This is a genomic window from Paenibacillus sp. J22R3 (assembly GCF_056269305.1).
In genome coordinates this window covers 1242770-1256569 of record NZ_JBWDNS010000002.1, presented here as the reverse complement: position 1 = coordinate 1256569, position 13800 = coordinate 1242770, and the positions used below count along the sequence as shown (strand labels likewise).

The window sequence follows — 13800 nt, the reverse complement described above, 5'->3', positions numbered from 1 at the left end:
TCCTAGCCTCCGTTTATTTCCCAAGCTGCGCTTGCAGCATGACACTTGCTGATTGCAGGCCGTTCTCCGCCAGCTTAAGCGGTGAATTATCAAGCGCCCGCTTGCATTTCATCTTCCAATCATCCATCTCTTTAATGATTCCTTCACAGTGGAAAGATACACTTAGCTGCTGCTCGTCCCGCGAAATCCGTACGATGAGTCGATCAGCATCACCTGTGCCGGGTCTGATGGCGAATCGATAGGCATTGATAATGCCGACGATCGATTCCGCAGCAAGCTCACCGTCAAGAGGCAGCTCCGCCAAATTCACATCACCGTCAATCTCCACATCAATTACCAATGAGTGCGATATCGTGCGAAACGACTGTATAAACAAGACAAGCGACGGAATTCCGAGCTTCGCGATCTTGCTCTCCGTTAACATCCGTTCTCTTATCTGTTCCACGTACTGAACGGTCTTATCCGCTTTACCCATTCGAATGTATCCGTATATGACCTGCAAATCATTCATCCAATCATGGCGATGATGATTAAGCGTTCGAATGGATGCTTGCTGCATCGCAGAAGCAGCCCTAGCCATACGCAATTCTTGTTCCCTGCGTTCCGTATGAACCCAGAATACAGCTACAAAGACCAGCCAGACTATAAACACAGCCAGCAGCCAGAGTTCCGCCGGCCAAATGAAAACAGCAGCAGCAGGAGCCAAAAGGGATGCAGCCGCAAAATGTTTGGTCATTCCGATGCGATTCATGAGCCGAGCCTACTTTCCTGTTCTTTCCTAGCCTTAAACAGTATATCACGAGAAAGTAGAAAGATCATCTTTGCATATCGCTTTGTTCATAAAAAAAGAAAACCCCGGTCTGCATGCAGACCAGGGATCTTTCACTATTCTGCTGCCGCTACCGGAGCAAGTGTAACTGGGTAAACGCTGACTTTCTTACGATCGCGTCCCCAACGCTCATATTTCACAACGCCTTCCACTTTCGCGAATAGCGTGTCGTCTTTACCGATGCCAACATTGTTGCCCGGGTGAACTTTCGTTCCGCGTTGACGAACTAGGATGCTGCCAGCAGTTACCGTTTGACCGTCAGCGCGTTTAGCGCCAAGACGTTTGGATTGGCTGTCACGTCCGTTCTTCGTGGAACCTACACCTTTCTTCGAAGCGAAAAGCTGAAGATTCAGTTTCAACATGGATGTTCCCTCCTTTATTCCCGAAATTGTTGACGAATATCAACATACTTCCCGTACGAGGCTGCAATCGAATTCAGCATAACGATCATACCTTCCAGCAGCAGCTGCGCCTTCTCGTTAGAGCTGGCATCTTTCGTTACCGGAATATCTGATCGGAGCCAGCCGCTCTTCATGGAAGCAGGGAGAGCTAGTCCCGCCAACTCCTCAATCGCGTTCACTGTACCGACCGAGACGGCCGATACACCAGCACAGACAATATCTTTGCCCGGCTTCGCAAACTTGGCATGTCCTTCTATTGCAAACGCTACGATCCGTTTATTAACGGCGGATTGCCGTTCAATGGTGACCGTAATCATAATTTAACCTCTTAAGCTTGGATTTTGCCAATCGTTACTTTGGAGTACGGCTGACGGTGACCTTGCTTACGGCGGTAGTTTTTCTTCGCTTTGTATTTATAAACGATGATTTTTTGACCTCTGCCGTGTTTTTCGACTTTAGCTGTTACAGTAGCGCCGGAAACAACCGGAGCGCCAGTTACTAGCTCGTCGCCTTTAGATACAGCCAAGACGCGGTCAAACGTTACCTCTTCACCTTCAAAAGCATTCAGCTTCTCAAGAAATAGAACGTCGCCCTCTTGAACCTTGTACTGTTTTCCACCAGTTTCAATAATCGCAAACATATGTTGCACCTCCTTATATCGAAGACTCGCCTGATGCAGGTGCCGACCTCAGAAGGTCGAGCTTAGAAACCTGTTCTGCGCGGTATTTGACTGCAGATCAGTTATCCTCTGCAGACACCATAACATAATAGCACATCCAAATGCCCAATGGCAATTACTTTTTATTAAATCATTCGCATGTACGAATTATGACTGCTGCGAAGATGAAGAGATGAAGATTAGGTCATCTATAGGATTGGCGATGTTGTTTGCTCCCGGACCTTCTTGCGCGTAATTTCGAGCAAACCAAGCCTTGTCCAGCCGACAACCTGGCATTTGGTTCGATCTGCGCGAACAAGCCGCTCAAGCAGCTGCATCACTTCGTCCCGATGCTCTTCTTTCTCCATGTCGATAAAATCCACGATGATGATGCCGCCGACATCGCGGATCCGCAGCAAGCGGGCAATCTGCTCCGCCGCTTCCAGATTCGTGCGGAATACGGTGTCTTCCAAATTGCTCGTTCCAACGAATTTACCGGTGTTTACGTCGATTACCGTCAGTGCTTCCGTTTGATCCCAGACCAAATCCCCGCCGCAGCCTAAGCGAACACGCCGTTCGAACGCTTCATGCAGCTGCTCATTGATGCGGTAATGTTGAAACAGCCCTGCTTGACCCTGCTTCTCAAAATGCCTCAGCCTTGGCAGCATGGCCGGTGCCATTTGCTTCATAAGCGCCTCGGTTTGGAGATAGGCTGTACGATCATCGATCCACAGCTCGTCCATCTCCACAGTGAGCAGATCACGCACCAGTCGATGAACTAGATCCGCTTCGCGATGGAGCAGTGCCGGCGCGGATGATGACTTGCCTCGCGCTTCGATGCCTTGCCACAGCTCCCGCAAGAACTGCACATCATGCTGAAGCGAATCACTACACTCGCCGATCGCTGCGGTGCGCATAATGACGCCCTCGCCGGGCAATCGGATCTGCTCGCCGATGCCGCGCATTCGGGCACGCTCCGCTTCACCAATTACTTTCTTAGAGACGCCTATGTAATCGGCAGCAGGCATATAAACCAGAAATCTGCCAGGCAGCGAATAATGCGTCGTGACACGGGCTCCTTTACCGCCGAGCGGCTCCTTCATCACTTGAACAATCAGCTCTTGTCCGGCTGTAAGCAATTGATTAATTTGCGGCTTTTCCTTACTCTGCCTTTCCAGGTGCGGGTGCAGCACATCGTCAATATACAGAAATGCGTTCTTCGTCAGCCCAATATCAACGAAAGCGGCCTGCATGCCGGGAAGCACATTAATGACCTTGCCTTTGTAGACGCTGCCCACTAATTGACCGGCGTCTTCGTTTTTTTCCATATAAAATTCGTATAGACGGTTATTGTCCACTACGGCAATTTGCAGCCAATCCTTCTGCTTGTGTACCAGCATTCTTCTCATCTTGCGACCTCCTGTCCAGTCGGTCTTCACTGATACTTATATTACATGAAAAGCTCCAAGACTGCACGGTCAGCCTTCCCGTCGGCAAGAAATCCGTTCACAATTCGCTGCTCCGGCACTACACCGAGGACATCTCCTTTTTCTTCCATAATGACGATTAGATGATAGCTGTCCCGTTTGAACAGCTGTAATGTGCTTTGAACCGTATATCCCTTCGGAATAATAATGGGCAGCGCCCATACCCCTTTGGCCACTATTCGCGACGATGCCATCGCTCTTGTCGTTAAGAACCGCAGAAACAAATAGGGGATATTCCGATAGGCTGTCCAATTTGTAAGCAGCAGAAACAACCCGACCGCGAACAAATTCATATGAATATGGACGGCATTTCTCTCCACCAGGGCTGGGACAAAGGCATAAAGCAGCATCAAGACGCTAAAGAGCAAGCTGATTCGTCCACCCCAGACAAGCGTCCCATAGAAAGTAAGCGCGCGGCTAAGCGCCGCTTGCATCAGCTTCCCGCCATCCAGCGGCAGAATCGGCAGCAAATTAAATAATCCAATCATGACGTTAGCTTGCCACACATAGTCCGCCCATTCATGGCTCCATATCCCGAGCTGGCCTAATAGCCAGGCAACGGCAGCCATCCATACATTTTGGAGCGGCCCGGCAATTGCGACGATGGCTTCTTCTTTAGCCGGTACGCCGCTGCCCTCTTCGACCTCCGCTACGCCTCCAAACGGCAGCAGCTTCACTTCTCGTATTCTCCAGCCGAATCCTTTTGCCATCATGACGTGACCGAGCTCGTGAACCAGAACAATCGCGAATAAAGTCAGCAGTTCAACAAAATAACCGGTCACAACGGAGGCGAGCATGACCAGCACGAAGAGCGGATGAACGGACCAGCGGATACCGGCAAGTTTAATCAATCGGTACGACGTCCGCCGGGTCGACGTACTGGCCTTTATCCTTAACAGCGAAATACAACAGGCTTTGCTGGCCTTCCTCCGCTACCGGCAGCTTACCTATCGTTTTCCCAGCTTCAATCCAATCGTTCACGGCTACCCGCACCAAGCCCAGATGACCGTAGATCGATACTCGGTCGTTGGCATGCTGCACAACAACCGTTTCACCCAATTCATCATCATTGGATACGACGAGCACCCGGCCCGTCTCCGCTGCAACGATCTCTTGACCTGGCTCACCGGCCAGTTCGATCCCGCTTAGTGTTTCCGCAAACGTTCTGACCACGGTCCCGGACTGAAGGGGAGACACGATCGGGAGATCAACAGCGCCTTCAGCTAGTTCGGACTCCTCACCGCGATGGTCGCCGAACAAGGGAATGAAGGACGGTGCACCGGCAAACCAATCCTTGTACAATTTCGCAGCAGCATCGAAGTTCATTTCATCCGTTAGCGCGGACGTTACCACTTGCTGACCTTGTTTGGCAGCAGGCACATCCAGCTTGAAGAGAGCAAATACAATGATGAATAAAGCACCGGCAATCGCGGTTTGGATGAACAGTCCTCTGACGATGAATCGATAATCACGCGGTGGCGGCGATTCCGGCCCGCCTTGCTTACTCGCCTTCACATCTTTGCTTGGCAGTGGCGCAATCCGCCAACCCGCGCTTTCCCACGGATTCGGATTCGCTTTCCACAAACGCTCCGGGTCATCTTCCATATCACGCTGAGTACGTGGAGAGTTAGCTGTCTTCGCTGAGGGATTGGGCATTTCAGTTGGGGATGGCAAAGGTAACAATTGAGCTTGAGGCTGCTGCATGGCCTGCTTTAGCGGAAGTGTATTGTTGTTATGTTCCATGATCCGGCGGATACGCTCTTGTCTGCGCTCGCGGATACTTTTTCTCGTATCCATACTAATCCCTCCATCTCTAATCGCTAATATATATGAGCATGTGGGACTAGTTATGTTGTAACACCTCTGTAAACAGCAAAAAGCCGCCAAGCGGATTGCTTGGACGGCTAAGTGGCCATTTCGTATTTCTCTTGATGCGCCTTGACGCTGAATACAAGACCGATACAAAGCATATTGAGCAGCAATGAGGTACCGCCATAGCTGATGAATGGCAGCGTAATCCCCGTTATCGGCATAAGCCCGATCATCATGCCAATGTTCTGGAAGACTTGAAAGACGTACATCGAGACAATACCGATTACGATGAAGGAGCCCTTCAAGTCATAACACTGAAATGCAATGATAATCATGCGGTAGATCAATAAGAAATAGAGCATAAGCACGACGGCGGCTCCTTGAAACCCGAATTCCTCACCGATAACGACAAAGATCGCATCCGAATACGGATAAGGAATAAACTTGCGGTTCTTCGACTCGCCTTTCATATAACCATCGCCCGTTAATCCCCCTGAGCCGATCGCTATCTTCGCCTTCTGGGCTTGGTAGACTTCTTTCTCGGAGGCTGTTTCGGGATTTATGAATCCGTTAATGCGTTCGTACCAGTGCGTCTTCTGATGATCTTGCAAATAGTCGTGGATTTGCTTGTTATACGTGTTGAACAGAAACATGAATAGAATAAGCGAACCTACTGTAATGCCCAGACCAAGCAGAACATGCGTATATTTAACATTCCCGATCCACAGCATGCCAAGGACGATAACGAGATAGATGATGGCATTACCCAGATCCGGTTGAATCATGACAAGAGCGAAGGGGACAAAAGAAAAGAACGCAATGACGAGCAAGTCCTGACGGACCCGAAGCGCATCGCCATTCCTTCTGCCCATGAGGTAGGCGACGGTTATGATCAGAATGATCTTCACCATCTCAGCAGGCTGAAACTGGAGCCCGCCGGGCAGCTCGAACCAGCTCTTGGCACCGTTAATTTCAACGGCAGTGAAGTAAACTACGACAAGCAATACAATCCCCAGGCCGTAAAGAAACATCCATGCTTTGAGTAACACCCGGTAATCGAACAAAGTGGCTACCAACGCTACGAAAAATCCCAAACCGTAAAATATGACCGTTTTCACGTCGTAATTAGCGTAATCAGGATTCCCGTAAGTCGCGCTATGTACCAGCATCGTACTGACTACCATGAATGCAAGCAGAATGATCAGCATGCCAAGGTCAACCTTCTTCAGTTTGTTCAGCACCTAGCAATCATCCTATTCCAAGAAACTTGCGGAACCGTTTAATGACGCCTGATTTTTCTTCAAGCGGCATCAGCGGTACCATATCGCCTAGCATGCGGCGCGAAATATTCCGGTAAGCAATCGCGGCACGCGAGGAAGGATCCATCACGGTAGGTTCGCCAGCATTCGCCGAGCGAATAACCTTCTCGTCGTCCGGTACGATACCCAGCAAATCGATAGCGAGCACCTGGCAGATTTCATCGATGTCGAGCATCTCTCCGCTGCGTACCATGTTAGCACGAATGCGGTTGATGACCAGTCTTGCAGGCACATGAATCTGCTCCAGCAAACCAATAACACGGTCAGCATCGCGAACAGCCGCATTCTCCGGGGTAGTCACAACGATAGCACGGTCAGCACCTGCCACTGCGTTACGGAAGCCTTGCTCGATGCCCGCAGGGCAATCGATGATGACAAAATCAAAGTCTTTCTTCAGTTCTAGAATCATATCGCGAACTTGTTCCGGTGTCACATCTGATTTATCCTTCGTCTGGGCAGCCGGAAGCATATAGAGCTCCTCGAACCGTTTATCCTTCACAAGTGCTTGATTCAGACGGCAGCGTCCTTCCGCTACATCGATCAAGTCATAAATAATCCGGTTCTCCAGCCCCATGACGACATCTAAATTGCGCAGGCCGATGTCGGTGTCGACCATGCAAACCTTTTTCCCCAATAATGCAAGCGCCGTTCCAATATTAGCTGAGGTCGTCGTCTTGCCAACGCCGCCTTTACCCGATGTGATTACGATCGCTTCTCCCATGACTCAACTCTCCCCGCTCCAGCCATTGGTACTGCTTCTATACAGACCTGCTGCAAAATAATTTCCCCGCTATCGCTGCGACAGCTAGGCTCTAAACACGACCGGCAGCTTTCGCAGCCGCTGCAGCTGTGTCATTTTGTCGATTTTCATGACGCCTTCGCTTAAGTACGCAAATTCCATCGTTGCATCACCGGTCATCCATTCATCCGGCGGTCGACTGATTACTTCACTGATCCGAAGCTGTGTCGGCCTTAAGAGCGATGCCGCGATAATCGAATCTTCTTTCCCTTTGCAGCCGGCATGCGCCAAGCCTCGAAGAGCGCCAAGCACATAAATATCACCCGTGCAAAGAAGAGAGCCGCCCGGGTTCAAATCCCCCATCAACAGCAGGTTCCCGTCATGCTCAAGTGTCTGGCCTGATCGAATTATTCCCGTCAATACCTTTAAATTGTTTCCGTCTTCTACAATCGGCTCCGGCTTAGGTTCACTTTCAATGGACTGCACAAGCAAATTGCCCTGATTCCGAATGGCTGTTCGAATTTGTTCCTTGTCTTCCTCATTCACTTGCCGGGTGCCGAGCTTCACTTGAACGTGAACAATGGGACCTGTCAGCAGCTGTTGGTGCGACTTTTCCAATTTAAATTGCAGCTCATCCAGCAATGCGGAAAAATCACATGTGTCGTCAAGAAGGAAAATCAACCCGTCCTTGACGCCTTTGATCGTTATATGCTGCTTCTCGGCCACGCTCGTCTTCACCCCTTCTCTATACGATTCTTTCACGGATGCGTATTTTCCTGCCTGACTTTCGCTATTCTTCTTCTTCTTCCGACTTGGCATTGCTGCCGGTTCGTTCAAACCATCGCCTTGCGGGCACATAAATCACTAACGCAAATAGGATTTGAAGAAAAACGCTCGGAACGATGTGATGGGAAACTGCCCATTCAAACGTCTGATCCGTCAATCGGAACACACGATAGATGAAATAGACAATGGTATCGTAGGCAAGTGTGGACATGCAGATCATGAGCAGCGCCATCAGCAAGGTGCTTCTTTTGCGCTCCAGAAGAAAACCGGTCATGTAACCAACCAGTCCCATAGAGAATGAGTGAACCCCGAGAATCCGACCATAGAAGGCTAAATCCTGCAGGAGTCCAAACGCCAATCCAAGGATAAGCGCCGTATGTCTGCCTCGATACATACCGGCAAAGAGTACAAACGCTAGCGTGAAATGAGGAATGATCCGTCCGACCATGCTATCAGGCAGCAGCCAGTAGAACCATGTACCTTCGACAAGGAAGAACAGCAGAATGACGGCAACGATACGCTGCATACTCATTCTGCGTTCTCTCCAGTCTCTGGCAATTGTACGACAAATACTTCCGTCAAATGGTCAAAATCCGCTGCCGGCGTAATGGTTGCCGTGTAAGTCAAACCGAAGTCACCGACTTGGCTGGAATCGACCGTACCGATAACCATCCCTCGCGGGAATACATTGCCTTGGCCGGAAGTAATGATGGTATCGCCTTTAGTAAGCGGATCATGCTCGGATATTTTGGACATCGACAACTTGCCTGTGTCCGAATGATAGTTATCCACAATCCCGAAAGAATCTTTCTCTTTGCCAAGCACCGTAGCGGCGATGGCCTTCGTATCCGGTGAAGTCTCACTTAACTTCGTAATCGGCATTACCGAGGAGAAGAACGGATCTACGCGGTTGACAAGGCCGACAAGACCCTTGTCCGTAACGACAACCATGTTTATCTTGATGCCGTCTTTGGAGCCCAAATTAATGCGGATCGTTTCCGAGTAAGGATCGTTGCCAACGGCAACTACCTGGGCGATCAAATATTTATAGTTATACAGCTGCTTCTGGCGCTCCGTAAAGTTCAGCATTTCCTGCAGCTCTTTGTTCTTGGCTTCAACAAAATTGTACTTAATGCTGTCTCTTGCATAGGCAGCGGCTGCAATGCGGAGCTCCTCGTTCTCCTTGTAAATCGCGTGCAGGTTGGATAGATCCTTGAACAGCTCAGCCACATAACCGGCTGGTCGGTACAGCCATTCCTGCACGAATGCCGTGGAATCGAGCGAGAAGTTTTCCGGCCATGTCAGCTTCTTCCGATCGCCGATGGAGAAGCCCATGACAGCAACGAATAAGATAAACACGATCATTAATACAAACATCCGCTTATTACGCATCCAATTAAACAACTTCTCTTCACCCGCCCATTTTGCGCTGATTGCCTAACGACCCGAAGGCTCGTTCAAACCAATCAGCGTCGCGTATCCGTTTTCCCCAAGAAGCTTCCGGATCTTATCGCTTGGAACGAGAAACCGGGCCTCCACGTGTTTTGAACAGCTCAATATTGTCCAGCGCGCGGCCGGTACCGATTGCAACACAATCCAGCGGATTCTCTGCCACGATGACAGGCATACCCGTTTCGCGGGAAAGCAGCTTGTCCAGGTTCTTCAGCAGCGCGCCGCCGCCTGTCAGTACGATGCCGCGGTCCATAATATCCGCAGACAATTCCGGCGGACATTTCTCAAGCGTAACCTTAACTGCATCGACAATGGCATTAACCGTATCGGACAGCGCATCGCAAATTTCCTCCGACGAGATCGGCAATGTCTTAGGCAAACCGGACACGAGGTCACGGCCGCGAATTTCAATCGTTTCCTGACGGTCCAAGGACAGTGCAGAGCCGATCTCCATTTTGAGCTGCTCCGCTGTACGCTCACCGATCATTAAATTGTACATACGCTTAATGTATTGCATAATGGCTTCGTCCATCTCGTCACCTGCGATACGGATCGAACGGCTGGTTACGATACCGCCGAGCGAAATAACGGCTACCTCTGTCGTACCGCCGCCGATATCAACGACCATACTGCCGGTCGGCTCCCATACCGGAAGATCAGCACCAATAGCTGCTGCGAACGGCTCTTCGATCGTGAACGCTTCGCGGGCGCCTGCTTGAACCGTCGCGTCTTTAACCGCACGTTGTTCTACCGCTGTAATGCCTGACGGTACACACACCATGACGTTCGGATGACGAGGAAACAGGGAACGCTGCTTCTGTGCTTGTCGGATGAAATATTTAATCATCGTTGAAGTTGTTTCAAAGTCCGCAATAACGCCGTCCTTCATCGGACGAATCGCGCGAATATTGCCGGGTGTACGGCCAATCATCTTCTTGGCATGTTCACCTACAGCTTCAATTGTTTTCGTATCTGTACGTATAGCAACTACGGAAGGCTCTCTTACTACGATGCCTTTGCCTTTCACATATACCAGCGTATTCGCTGTACCAAGGTCAATACCTAAATCTTTTGTGAATCCACCAAACATGTTTAATCTTCCTTTCTTTCTTAAGACAATACTTCTTATTATATTACATGTGACCTTGCTCCTTCAAACTTATAAAGCGATTGTCACCTATTACCAAATGATCGAGTACATCAATTCCGACAAGCTCTCCGGCTTCTATGAGGCGCTGTGTCAGCGCTATGTCTTCCGAGCTTGGCGTGGGATCGCCGCTAGGATGGTTATGTATACAAATGAGAGCGGCACTGCTGCATTTAATCGCGGCCCGAAATACTTCCCGCGGATGCACCAGTGTCGCATTCAGTGTTCCGATCGACAACGTTTCTTTTAAAATAACCTGATTCTTGGTATTTAAAAACAAACAGATGAAATGTTCCTGTTTCAGATAGCGAAGCTCCTCCATTAGGAGGCTTGCCGCATCTGCAGGCTTTCGAATGGTCGGCAGCTCTCCGTGCTGGCTTCTGGCAATGCGGCGGCCAAGCTCGATGCCCGCCCGCAGCTGAACGGCCTTCGCTGGGCCGATTCCGCGAATCTTGGTCATCTCGGCAACACTCATATCAACAAGTCCGCGCAGACTGCCGCATTGACCGAGGATACGGGATGCGAGCAGGACAGCGGATTCCCGCTTGGTGCCGGTACGTATTAAGATCGCGAGCAGCTCTGCATGGCTCAATGCTTCAGCCCCAGCGGTCATCATCCGCTCTCTTGGCCTCTCCGTGGTTGGAATATCCTTCAGTACGTAGGGTTCTCGTTGCGATTCCATCTTCTGTTCCCTGCCTCCCGCGGTCTGCTATGCTCGGTCAAATAACCTCGATCTGAAATTCAGCCAGCATGTCCGACAGCAGAGATAGAGAAAGTCCTACCACGTTAAAATAGCAGCCGTCGATGCGGTCAACAAGTGTTGCGCCAAGTCCCTGTATACCATAACTGCCGGCCTTGTCCATGGGCTCGCCGGATGCGACATAACGTTTGATTTGATCATTATTCATAGATTTCATCATTACCCGCGTCACGCGATGATGAACCAGCTCTCTTCCTGATAACGTATCAACAAGAGCAATTCCTGTATAAACTTCATGCTCCTTGCCCTGCAGCTCGGTCAGCATACGGATCGCATCATGCTCGTCCACTGGCTTACCCAGAACTTGTCCATCCAGTACGACGATGGTATCCGCGCCGATTACGAGTGAATGGGAAGCATCTTCATCTTGCAGCATCTCTGCAGATGCACGTGCTTTACGCAGGCCAAGCTGCTCGACAATTTGAGCCGGCAGCCAATGTGTTGGGGTACTTTCATCGGTATCGCTTGACAAAATGAGAACCGGCAAGGAAAGGTCAAGAGCTGCGACCAATTCCCGCCGGCGAGGAGATGATGAAGCCAGCACAAGCCGGCGAACGTGCGATGAACTTGTAGGAAGGGGTACTCTCATGGATGCAGCGCTCCTTAACGCATTGTGTCGGTTCCCTATAGCTTGCGGTAGATCCATATTGCGGCGATCAGTCCAATAATGCTTAGGAGACTAATCTCAATCCGCAGCGTAAACGAATAGCTCAGAACGAGTAAATCCGCAGCCGGTGACCATACGACAGGTGACGTTTTGGTTAGGAAAGCCAGTCCCGGCACCTGAGACAACCAGCGGGAGACAAGTGCGCCCGTGAGCAGTCCAATCAGTATGAAAAGCAGCAAAACCCAGAAGTTTTTCTTCATCTTCCAACGTCCCTCGCCATATTTTGACACGTATACTTTATTATACGCGCCACGGGAACGCTTTACAATGCATCCATCGATTCAAACCAGGCTTTCTCCGCAAACACAGCTTTCATCAAAGAAGCCTGCATATCCCATAGGTAAGCATCCGATGGTTTCTTCGTATATTCCTCAGCAGCCACAGCAGCCGAGTTAATCAATTGTGTCAATTTCTGAAGCGACGACTTGTTTACTTTATCGGTTAATCCCGCTGCAAGCGCATTAGCCGAATTGATCCACTGCTGGTGCAGCTCTTTCCAGTCTCCCGCTTCGTTCGTTGTGCCGCTTAGCCGTTCTACCGTAAGGCGATCTAAGCTTGCGATCAGCTCGCTCGTTTGCTCGAAGAAACCTTCCACTGCAGAAGCCTCGCCTTTGAAAGCGATGCTGCTCACCGCAGGAAGATCGATTTGCTTGACATATACGTCCATATTCGTCAGTAAATGTCCAAGCATTTGCGCTTCGTCACGATCAGGCGACATTCCTACGTAGACCCGATAGTCCTCTTGAGTTGTAAGAGGCGCAGCTGCCAACCCTTTAGCGGCAAGCTCATCCACCGCGGCATTCAGTCCTTCTTTGTTGCTGAATACACCGTATTGAAGCATATAATAGGAACTCTCCGGAATGTTTACTTTGATCATCGACTGTGCTGCTGTTGAGCCATTTCCGTCATCGACTGCGCCGCTGCTATTCGCAGCACCTGAAGAGGATGATTCATTGACCTTGCCGCCTGATGCAGCGCTGCCGTTTTGCTTATCGGTTGTTCCTGCCCCGTCAGTAATGGCCCCGCTTACGGAAGCACCCGGCTGATTGACGGAGCTATCCGATCCAAACGAACCGTTCCCCGTGAACAACGCCAACACAAAGTATCCGAACAGCGCGCCTGTCGCGATCGCCCCTGTTACAGAAGCAAACACTTTAAACCATGACGGACCCTTGGTTGGCCTTTGATTCGAGCCGCCCATATAGGAGCCGAACGAGGTGCGGGCATGCGTTTGCAGCTCACTCCGTCGACGTTCGAACTCTTCCACTTCCTCACCTAGAATCGGATACATATCAATCACATTCGGATTTGCTTGGACCCGTTTCCGCGGCTCCTCATATTCATCGCCAAGCAGAATCGCTTCTGACTGTTCGATATGCGGTGGCAGCTGCTCCTGCGCAGCATCATATAATGGATTATCATTCTTCATCGCCCTTACCGGCTCGTTCGGGGTCGGCTTCCGTGTTTTCTGACCGTCTGCATCGCGAATAAGCTGCTCTAAGGCATGAGCATCATTTTGAAAAGGGCTGTTCCATGATCCTATTTCGGACGTGAATTTCATTTCCTCTTGGAAGAAAGGGATGACATTCGCGGAATTCCTCAATTCCTGCTTCTGTTCCGGTTTCTGTTCTTCTCGTGCTCCGCTCTGCCGATCGAATCGGTACGTAATGCGTCCTTTTGCACTCATCGCATTCTCTCCTTGTCCACATACTCTAGTAAGAGTCTATGAAAAAGTTAAGAGGA

At 50.2% G+C, this 13800-nt stretch carries 17 protein-coding genes; all 17 read right to left on the bottom strand.

Features of this window, described 5'->3' with window-relative positions; genetic code table 11:
• Positions 1-13: 13 nt before the first annotated feature.
• Entirely contained in the window at positions 14-751 is a 738-nt protein-coding gene (locus tag AC0YN4_RS13590; RefSeq protein WP_475780239.1) for a Spo0B domain-containing protein, read from the bottom strand.
• A 134-nt stretch (positions 752-885) separates the two neighbouring features.
• Entirely contained in the window at positions 886-1191 is a 306-nt protein-coding gene (gene rpmA / locus AC0YN4_RS13585) for a 50S ribosomal protein L27 (RefSeq protein ID WP_090983078.1), read from the bottom strand.
• Positions 1192-1205: 14 nt separating this feature from the next.
• Positions 1206-1547, bottom strand: coding sequence for a ribosomal-processing cysteine protease Prp (locus AC0YN4_RS13580; protein WP_475780238.1), 342 nt, complete (start codon positions 1545-1547; stop codon positions 1206-1208).
• 11 nt (positions 1548-1558) lie between these two features.
• The gene (rplU, locus tag AC0YN4_RS13575; protein ID WP_091214815.1) at positions 1559-1870 is read right to left on the bottom strand and encodes a 50S ribosomal protein L21; all 312 of its coding nucleotides are present in this window, start codon (positions 1868-1870) and stop codon (positions 1559-1561) included.
• Positions 1871-2097: 227 nt separating this feature from the next.
• Positions 2098-3297: an Rne/Rng family ribonuclease gene (locus AC0YN4_RS13570; RefSeq protein ID WP_475780237.1), complete on the bottom strand. Its 1200-nt coding sequence runs from the start codon at positions 3295-3297 to the stop codon at positions 2098-2100.
• 41 nt (positions 3298-3338) lie between these two features.
• A complete protein-coding gene (locus AC0YN4_RS13565; RefSeq protein WP_475780236.1) occupies positions 3339-4226 on the bottom strand; it encodes a M50 family metallopeptidase in 888 nt (295 codons plus the stop codon).
• Positions 4219-5172, bottom strand: coding sequence for a peptidoglycan DD-metalloendopeptidase family protein (locus AC0YN4_RS13560; RefSeq protein ID WP_475780235.1), 954 nt, complete (start codon positions 5170-5172; stop codon positions 4219-4221). Before AC0YN4_RS13560 ends, AC0YN4_RS13565 begins: the two co-directional genes overlap by 8 nt.
• Before the next feature lie 107 nt (positions 5173-5279).
• A complete protein-coding gene (locus AC0YN4_RS13555; RefSeq protein WP_475780234.1) occupies positions 5280-6428 on the bottom strand; it encodes an FtsW/RodA/SpoVE family cell cycle protein in 1149 nt (382 codons plus the stop codon).
• 7 nt (positions 6429-6435) lie between these two features.
• Positions 6436-7227, bottom strand: a complete 792-nt coding sequence (gene minD, locus AC0YN4_RS13550; RefSeq protein WP_090983065.1) for a septum site-determining protein MinD — start codon at positions 7225-7227, stop codon at positions 6436-6438.
• Positions 7228-7311: 84 nt separating this feature from the next.
• Positions 7312-7971, bottom strand: a complete 660-nt coding sequence (locus AC0YN4_RS13545; RefSeq protein ID WP_475780991.1) for a septum site-determining protein MinC — start codon at positions 7969-7971, stop codon at positions 7312-7314.
• A 64-nt stretch (positions 7972-8035) separates the two neighbouring features.
• On the bottom strand, positions 8036-8563 hold the full coding sequence (mreD, locus tag AC0YN4_RS13540; protein WP_475780233.1) for a rod shape-determining protein MreD: 528 nt from the start codon (positions 8561-8563) through the stop codon (positions 8036-8038).
• Positions 8560-9408 (bottom strand): rod shape-determining protein MreC, encoded by an 849-nt coding sequence (mreC, locus tag AC0YN4_RS13535; RefSeq protein ID WP_475835998.1) that lies wholly within the window; start codon positions 9406-9408, stop codon positions 8560-8562. Before mreC ends, mreD begins: the two co-directional genes overlap by 4 nt.
• A 130-nt stretch (positions 9409-9538) precedes the next feature.
• The gene (locus tag AC0YN4_RS13530) at positions 9539-10573 is read right to left on the bottom strand and encodes a rod shape-determining protein (RefSeq protein WP_090983057.1); all 1035 of its coding nucleotides are present in this window, start codon (positions 10571-10573) and stop codon (positions 9539-9541) included.
• A gap of 43 nt (positions 10574-10616) precedes the next feature.
• Positions 10617-11312, bottom strand: a complete 696-nt coding sequence (gene radC / locus AC0YN4_RS13525; RefSeq protein ID WP_475780231.1) for a RadC family protein — start codon at positions 11310-11312, stop codon at positions 10617-10619.
• Positions 11313-11349: 37 nt separating this feature from the next.
• Complete coding sequence (locus AC0YN4_RS13520; protein ID WP_475835997.1) at positions 11350-11979, bottom strand: Maf family protein; 630 nt, start codon at positions 11977-11979, stop codon at positions 11350-11352.
• Positions 11980-12014: 35 nt separating this feature from the next.
• Positions 12015-12257, bottom strand: a complete 243-nt coding sequence (locus AC0YN4_RS13515; RefSeq protein ID WP_090983051.1) for a DUF4321 domain-containing protein — start codon at positions 12255-12257, stop codon at positions 12015-12017.
• A 62-nt stretch (positions 12258-12319) separates the two neighbouring features.
• Complete coding sequence (locus tag AC0YN4_RS13510; RefSeq protein WP_475835996.1) at positions 12320-13744, bottom strand: SPOR domain-containing protein; 1425 nt, start codon at positions 13742-13744, stop codon at positions 12320-12322.
• Positions 13745-13800 lie beyond the last annotated feature (56 nt).